Origin of the sequence: Hymenobacter terrestris, assembly GCF_013377905.1 — a bacterium.
Classification (GTDB): Bacteria; Bacteroidota; Bacteroidia; order Cytophagales; family Hymenobacteraceae; genus Hymenobacter; species Hymenobacter terrestris.
The window spans coordinates 98,352-105,357 of record NZ_JABKAV010000008.1; the positions used below are offsets into that span (position 1 = coordinate 98,352).

The window sequence follows — 7,006 nt, forward strand, 5'->3', positions numbered from 1 at the left end:
GGGGAAGCCGGGCGGGTGCGTTGGGCAACATGCGTGTAGATTTCGGTGGTTTGGTGCTGGGCGTGGCCCAGCAGATACTTCCCAATCTACAGCACCTGCCCCAGCCCAAACAGCAGCGTGAAAACTAGCGTGGTGAAGGCCATTTGCTTGAGCAACGGGTCGAGTTGCTTGGAGTCCTGGCGCTGCCACACGGCGCGGGCGTTGCGCAGCAGCAGCGGGGCGCTCAGCAAAAACAGCCACTGCCAGGGCGAGTGGTAGGTGAAGGCCACGTAGAGTACGGCCGCCGTAAAGCCCAGCGCCAGCAGCAGCCAGTGGTAGCGGCGGGCCTGCACCGGCCCCAGCCGCACCGGAATCGTGATTTTACCGGCCAGCGCATCGGAGCGGATGTCGCGGATGTTGTTCACGTTGAGCACGGCCGTAGCGAAGCAGCCCAGCGCCGCCGCCGGCAGCAGCACCGGCCACGGCAACGCCTGCGCAATAGTGGGCACCTGGCTGTAGGCCTGCAGAAAGTAGGTGCCGCACACACCCACCAGCCCAAAAAACACGAATACCGATAAGTCGCCCAGCCCGGCGTAGCCGTAGGGCTTGCTGCCCGCCGTGTAGTTGACGGCCGCCCAGATGGCCAACAGCCCCAGCACCAGAAACGCCAGAAACACCCACGCCCCGGCCGCACCCAGCGCCACCCACAGTAGCAGCACCCCGCTGCCCAACGACAGCGCCCCGAACAGCCCCATGCCCCGGCGCATCTGGGCGGGCGTAATCGCGCCGCTCTGCACGGCCCGTAGCGGCCCCTCGCGGTGCACGCTGTCGGCTCCGTTCTGCGAGTCGCCGTAGTCGTTGGCGAGGTTGCTTAGTATCTGGAGCAGCACAGTCGTAAGGGCCGCCAACGCCACCACCACGGGCCGGAACTGCCCGTGGCTGGCCGCCAGAAAGCCCCCGGCCATAATGCTGGCCAGCGCCAACGGCAACGTGCGCGGCCGAAACGCCGAAACCCAGGCTTTAGCAGAAAAGGTCATGGGGTGTTTTTGGGGTGATGAGGCGGAAATAATTTGTCATGCTTAGCGGAGGTGCAAGCCGGAGTCGAAGCAGCTCTGTTGCTGTGCTACCCTGCCATCGGAAATTCGCTATAGAGAAGCGGTAGAGATGCTTAGACTTCGGCTTGCGTCTCCGCTCAGCATGACGCCCACCCTCTCCTAAAGCTCCGCTTCTACGCCGCAAAATTAAACGCTAATTCAACGCCAGCGTGGCAATCCGGGCGGCACTCAACTCTCCGAAATCGGCCACCACCAAATCGGCCAGCCGCAAATCCTGGCTGGGCGAGTGGATGCTGTTGTAGCCGATGCAGTAGAGGCCCGCGGCCTTGGCAGCCGCCACGCCGTTGGCCGAGTCCTCGATAACCAAGCACTCGGCCGCGGGCGAGCGGGCTTCGGCGGCGGCATGCTCGAAAATGGCCGGGTCGGGCTTGGAGCGGGCGAAATCTTCGCCGCTGATGAGGTGGCTGAAGTACGGGGCCAGCGCAAACCGTTGCATTACCCGGTTGATGGTGGAGTGAGAAGCCGACGAGGCCAGCAGCATTTCCAGGCCATGTTGGTGCAGATCTTCGATGAGGGCGCGTACGCCGGGCAGCAGGTCGAAGTCGGGCTTCTCGTCGAAGGCGCGGTTGAAGTGCGCCCGCTTGGCCAGCACCAACTCCCCTACTTCGTGCGCCAGACTATACTGGTCTTTCAGGTGCTGGTACACGTTCTTGGTCGAGCGGCCGGTGAACGTAGCGTACTCGGCATCCGTCACGGCCAGGCCCAGCTCCTCAAAGTGCCGGAAGTAGGCGTAGCGGTGCACGGGCTCGGTATCGACGAGCACGCCGTCCATGTCGAAAATAACGGTTTGCATCGGGTGCAGGGAAGTTAGTAGAACTGCCGCGAAGATACCAGAACCGTTATGGCGCATAGAGTGGGGCCCAGAACCGGTATCAGAACGCTGTAGGGGCGGGGACAAGCCCCGCCCGCCGCAGGCACGGTACTACCGGATTCGTTCAACGGCGCGAATGGCGGGCGGGGGCAAGCCCCGCCCCTACCTCGTTCTGATACCTCTACTTTCCGATAGCAGACAGTAGTTCCTCGCCCATCGGCTTCGCTTTCGAGGGGAAGAACGCCACTACATGCCCGGTTTCATCAATTAGGTACTTGCAGAAATTCCAATTCGGCTTTTCGTCGGTTACGCCGTTTTGGGCCTTGCTGCCCAGGTACTGGAAAAGCGGGGCGGCATCGGGGCCGGCCACCGAAACCTTGCTGAACAGCGGAAACGTAACGCCGAAGTTCTTCTCGCAAAAAGAGGCAATCTGGGCGTCGGAGCCGGGCTCCTGGCCGCCGAAGTTATTGGCCGGGAAGCCCAGTACGGTTACCTGGTCGGCGTGCTGGCGGCTGAGCTGCTCCAGCTCCTGGTACTGTGGTGTGTAGCCGCACTCGGAGGCTGTATTCACGAGCAGCATCTTTTTGCCCCGGTAACGACTCAGCGGCACGGGCTGGCCGTTGATGTCATTTAGGGTGAAATCGTAAACAGAAGTGGCGGCAGAGCTTGATTCGGGCATGATAATGGGAGTGACGGAAGTAGTAACAGTGGGTGAATTGCAACTGCCCGTGCCCAGCGTGGAAACGAGCAGCAGGCTTGGCAGAAGTACTACTTTCATACGGTAAGTGCGAAGTTTGCGGCTGATAACCCACCTAATGCCCCGAATGTTCGGGTGAGGTTGGCAGCCAGCACCGGCCTTAATAAAAGCCGGAATTTTGAACATCAGAGCTCAACCCTAGCTAAAAAGCACTTACTTTCGTTGAATAGCACACCAGTTCCTTCACCCCAACCTGCTCATGCGTAAGGCTTTGCACTCAGTCATTACCGGAACAGGGTCCTGCATCCCGGCCCGCATCGTCAGCAACGATGCCTTTATTGACAGCACTTTTTTCGATGGCAACGGCCAGCGGCTCGACAAGCCGGGCGCCGAAATCGTGGAGCGCTTCGCCCAGATTACCGATATCCGCGAGCGGCGCTATGCCGAAGACCACCAGGTGGCCTCCGACCTGGCCCTGCTGGCCGCCCAGAACCTGTTTGCCTCCTGCCCCACCGCCGACCCCGAGCAACTCGACTATATTCTGGTCGCCCACAACTTCGGCGACATCACCGCCGATAACCGGCGCTCGGATTTCGTGCCCAGCTTGGCCGCCCGCGTCAAGCACAAGCTCGGCATTCAAAACCCGCACTGCGTGGCCTACGACCTGCCCTTTGGCTGTCCGGGCTGGCTGCAGGGCGTTATTCAGGCCGACTACTACCTGCGCTCCGGCGACGCCAAGCGGGTGCTCGTCATCGGGGCCGAAACCCTCTCGCGCGTGTGCGACCCGCACGACCGCGACAGCATGATTTACTCCGACGGGGCCGGCGCGGTGCTGTTTGAGGCCCGCGAAACCGCCGACGCGGCGGCGGGCATCTTGGCTCACAGTTCGCGCTCCGATACGGCCCAGGCGGCGCTACTCCTGCGCATGGCCGCCTCGCGCAACCCAGCCTACACCGGCACCGAGCTGTTTCTGCAGATGGAAGGCCGCAAGCTCTACGAGTACGCCCTCAAAACCGTGCCCCAAGCCATTAAAGACTGTCTGGAGAAGGCGGGCCTACAGGTAGCCGATATGAGCCGTCTGATCATTCATCAGGCCAACGGCAAAATGGATGAAGCCATCCTCAAGCGCCTCTATGCCCTGGCCGGCGACACCCCCGCCCCTGCCGACATCATGCCTATGACCATCTCCTGGCTCGGCAATTCTTCGGTGGCCACCATCCCCACCCTGCTCGATCTGCTGACCAAAGGCCAACTCGAAGGCTACACCATTACGCCCGGCGAAGTGCTGGTTTTCGCCTCCGTCGGGGCCGGCATGAACTGCAACGCCGTGGTGTACCGGGTGCCGGAGTTGGTGACTGCGTGAATTGATTGAAGCTGAACAAACCGTTTGTCATTCAGAGCGAAGCGAAGAATCTCGCGGGCCAAAGTACCCCCTGATAGTAGGAGTACTTTGGCCCGCGAGATTCTTCGCTTCGCTCTGAATGACAAGTGGGGCGTGGGCTTACTCCTCTCCCGGCCGCAGCCACTTTTCGACCGGGATGGGCACGTAGGCGGCCAGCGCGTCGAGCAGGGCGGCGGGCTCGAGGTGGCTCAGGAGCTGCTGGCGGTTTTCACGGCGCAACAGGCCCTCGTTGGCCATGTGGTCGAGGGCGCGCAGCAGGTGGTCGTAGTAGCCCTCCACGTTCAGCACGCCGATTGGCTTGGGATGCAGGCCCAGCTGGCCCCAGGTGAGCACCTCGAACAGCTCTTCGAGCGTGCCGTAGCCGCCGGGCATGGCCACGAAGCCCTCGGCCCGCTCGGCCATCAGCAGCTTGCGTTCGTGCATGCTGGCCACAATGTGCAGCTCGGTGAGGCCCCGGTGCTCAATTTCCTTGCCCATCATGAAGTCGGGAATCACGCCTACCACTTTGCCGCCGTGGGCCAGCACGCTGTCGGCCACTACGCCCATCAGGCCCACGCGGCCGCCGCCGTACACCAGCGTCAGGTCGCGTTCGGCCAGCAGGCGGCCCATTTCCTCGGCCTGCCGCTGGTAGGCGGGGTTGGTTCCGGTGGCTGAGCCACAGTACACGGCAACGCTTTTCATAGGGCAGCTGGTAAGTTGAATGAGATTGAAGCTAAAAAAGAGAAGCATCAGAGAAGCGAAAAGGCAAACAGCTCGGTTTGCCTTTTCGCTTCTCTGATGCTGTTACATCCGCTCGGGCACTTCGATGCCGAGCAGGCCCATGCTGGTTTTGAGGGCGCGGCCGGTTTGGGCCGATAGGGCCACGCGGAAAGCCCGCTTGATTTCGTCGGCTTCGGCAATGATGGGCACCTCGGCGAAGAAACGGTTGTAGGCACGGGCCACGTCGTAGGCGAACTGCGCTACCAGGGCCGGCGACTGCACGCGGGCGGCTTCGGTCACTACAGCATCGTAGCGCGCCAACTCCTGAATCAGGTCCCGCTCGGTGCCTTGCAACTCGGTAATACCCGTCAACTGCCCGTCGGGCCCAACGCCGCGCTCGGCCGCCTTACGCAGGATGCTGGAGATGCGGGCGTGGCTGTACTGGATGAATGGACCGGTGTCGCCTTCAAGCTTCACCGACTCTTCGGGATTGAAGAGCATGCGCTTCTTGGGGTCCACCTTCAGCAGGTAGTACTTGAGGGCACCCAGGCCCAGCATGTGGTAGAGTCGGGTTAGCTCGTCCTCGCTCAGGCCCTCAGTTTTGCCTTTTTCGAGGGTGGCGGCTTCGGCGGCGGCTACCACTTCGCGCACCAGCTCGTCGGCGTCTACTACAGTGCCTTCGCGGCTTTTCATCTTGCCCGAGGGCAAATCCACCATGCCGTAGCTAAGATGATGAATGGCGTCGGCGTAGGGCTTGCCCAGCTTCTGGAGCACGGCCCGCAGCACCTGCATGTGGTAGTTCTGCTCGTCGGCAATCACGTACACGCTCAGGTCGTAGCCGAAGTGCTCGAACTTGAGCTCGGCCGTGCCCAGGTCCTGGGTGATGTAGACACTGGTGCCGTCGGCGCGGAGCAGCAGCTTCTCGTCGAGTCCCTCTTCCTTGAGGTCGACCCACACCGAGCCGTCGTCCTTCTTGAAGAACACGCCCTTCTGCAGACCTTCCTCGACCCGCTCCTTGCCCAGCAGGTAGGTCTGCGACTCGTAGTAGAACTTATCGAAATCGACGCCGATGTTCTGGTAAGTGGCATCGAAGCCCTCGTACACCCAGCCGTTCATCTTCTTCCAGAGGCTCACCACGGCCTCGTCGCCGGCTTCCCAGGCCCGAAGCATGTCCTGGGCTTCGAGCATGAGCGGGGCCTTCTTTTTGGCTACGTCGGGGGCCACACCTTCGTTTTCGAGCTGACGCACCTGCTCGCGGTAGTGCTTCTCAAAGAGCACGTAGTACTTGCCCGCCAGGTGGTCGCCCTTGATGCCGGCGCTCTGCGGGGTTTCGCCCTGGCCGTAGTGCTGGTAGGCCAGCATCGACTTGCAAATGTGAATGCCCCGGTCGTTGACCAAGTTGGCCTTAGTGACTTCCGCGCCAGTGGCTTTCAGGATTTCGGCCACCGAGTAGCCCAGAAAGTTGTTGCGCAAGTGGCCCAAGTGCAGGGGCTTGTTGGTGTTGGGCGACGAGTACTCGACCACCACGCGTTGCGGGCCACCGGTGGCCACGGGCGCGCCCGCGGGCCGCTGACGCAGCCCTTCGAACACGCGCACCCACTCGCTGTCGGCAATTTCAAGGTTGAGGAAGCCCTTCACCACGTTGAAGCCGGATACGCGCGGCTCGTGGGCCAGCAGGTATTCGCCCAGCGCCTGCCCGATTTGCTCGGGGCCTTTGCCCAGGGCTTTGGTGAGCGGAAAGGTAACGAGCGTAAACTGGCCCGCGAAATCTTTGCGGGTGGCCTGCAAAGGCAGTTGCGCGGCGGGCACATCGGCCCCGAATACGTGTTGAATGGCCGCGCTGAGGGCGGATTTGAGGCTTTGTTCGAGTTGCTGCACAGGATAGAGTCGTAGGGGCCGCTGCGGCACGAGCGGCGGGAAGCGAAGGAGCGCACTGCGGCCGCGGCAACGGCCGCCACCCCCGAAACTGCCGGGGCCTCCTTGCATGCAAAGGTAGAAAGTGCGGCCGGATGGCTACCGTTTTTTTGCGGCGCATTCCCACTACCACGAAAGCCGACCGCGCCGCGCCTTATTCGGGCAGATAAACCGTGAAGACCGACCCTTCGCCCAACCGGCTCTCAACTGCAACGCGGCCACCGGCGTTTTCGGCTATTTTCTTCACCATATACAGCCCGATGCCCGAGCCCTCCACATGGTCGTGCAGGCGCTGGAACATGGTAAATAGTTGGCGGTCTTCGCGCAGGTCGAGGCCCAGGCCATTATCGTGGACCTGTAGCGACACGAAGCCGGGGCCGGCCGGGCAG

Annotated in this window: 7 protein-coding genes; 1 reads left to right on the forward strand and 6 read right to left on the reverse strand. The window is 62.1% G+C overall.

Annotation, left to right across the window (positions count from 1 at the left end):
- Window positions 1-86: 86 nt before the first annotated feature.
- The 3 genes from HW556_RS04865 to HW556_RS04875 form a co-directional block, all read right to left on the reverse strand.
- Window positions 87-1,016 (reverse strand): 1,4-dihydroxy-2-naphthoate polyprenyltransferase, encoded by a 930-nt coding sequence (locus HW556_RS04865; protein ID WP_176898510.1) that lies wholly within the window; start codon window positions 1,014-1,016, stop codon window positions 87-89.
- 211 nt (window positions 1,017-1,227) lie between these two features.
- Entirely contained in the window at window positions 1,228-1,887 is a 660-nt protein-coding gene (locus HW556_RS04870) for an HAD family hydrolase (RefSeq protein WP_176898512.1), read from the reverse strand.
- A 199-nt stretch (window positions 1,888-2,086) separates the two neighbouring features.
- A complete protein-coding gene (locus HW556_RS04875) occupies window positions 2,087-2,683 on the reverse strand; it encodes a glutathione peroxidase (protein ID WP_176898514.1) in 597 nt (198 codons plus the stop codon).
- A gap of 178 nt (window positions 2,684-2,861) precedes the next feature.
- On the opposite strand from HW556_RS04875, the gene HW556_RS04880 reads away from it, so the two are divergent.
- Window positions 2,862-3,965: a 3-oxoacyl-ACP synthase III family protein gene (locus HW556_RS04880; RefSeq protein ID WP_176898516.1), complete on the forward strand. Its 1,104-nt coding sequence runs from the start codon at window positions 2,862-2,864 to the stop codon at window positions 3,963-3,965.
- 138 nt (window positions 3,966-4,103) lie between these two features.
- On the opposite strand, the gene HW556_RS04885 is transcribed toward HW556_RS04880, so the two are convergent.
- From HW556_RS04885 to HW556_RS04895, 3 genes are all read right to left on the reverse strand, one after another.
- Entirely contained in the window at window positions 4,104-4,685 is a 582-nt protein-coding gene (locus HW556_RS04885; protein ID WP_176898518.1) for an LOG family protein, read from the reverse strand.
- 102 nt (window positions 4,686-4,787) lie between these two features.
- Complete coding sequence (gene argS, locus HW556_RS04890) at window positions 4,788-6,581, reverse strand: arginine--tRNA ligase (RefSeq protein WP_176898520.1); 1,794 nt, start codon at window positions 6,579-6,581, stop codon at window positions 4,788-4,790.
- A 190-nt stretch (window positions 6,582-6,771) separates the two neighbouring features.
- On the reverse strand, window positions 6,772-7,006 hold a 235-nt coding region (locus HW556_RS04895), incomplete at its 5' end, for an ATP-binding protein (RefSeq protein ID WP_246289522.1).

What these genes read in the sequence shown, in the direction of transcription:
- HW556_RS04865 (WP_176898510.1), bottom strand. Translation starts at nt 1,016, where the DNA reads ATGACCTTTTCTGCTAAAGCCTGGGTTTCGGCGTTTCGGCCGCGCACG.
- HW556_RS04870 (WP_176898512.1), bottom strand. Translation starts at nt 1,887, where the DNA reads ATGCAAACCGTTATTTTCGACATGGACGGCGTGCTCGTCGATACCGAG.
- HW556_RS04875 (WP_176898514.1), bottom strand. Translation starts at nt 2,683, where the DNA reads ATGAAAGTAGTACTTCTGCCAAGCCTGCTGCTCGTTTCCACGCTGGGC.
- HW556_RS04880 (WP_176898516.1), top strand. Translation starts at nt 2,862, where the DNA reads ATGCGTAAGGCTTTGCACTCAGTCATTACCGGAACAGGGTCCTGCATC.
- HW556_RS04885 (WP_176898518.1), bottom strand. Translation starts at nt 4,685, where the DNA reads ATGAAAAGCGTTGCCGTGTACTGTGGCTCAGCCACCGGAACCAACCCC.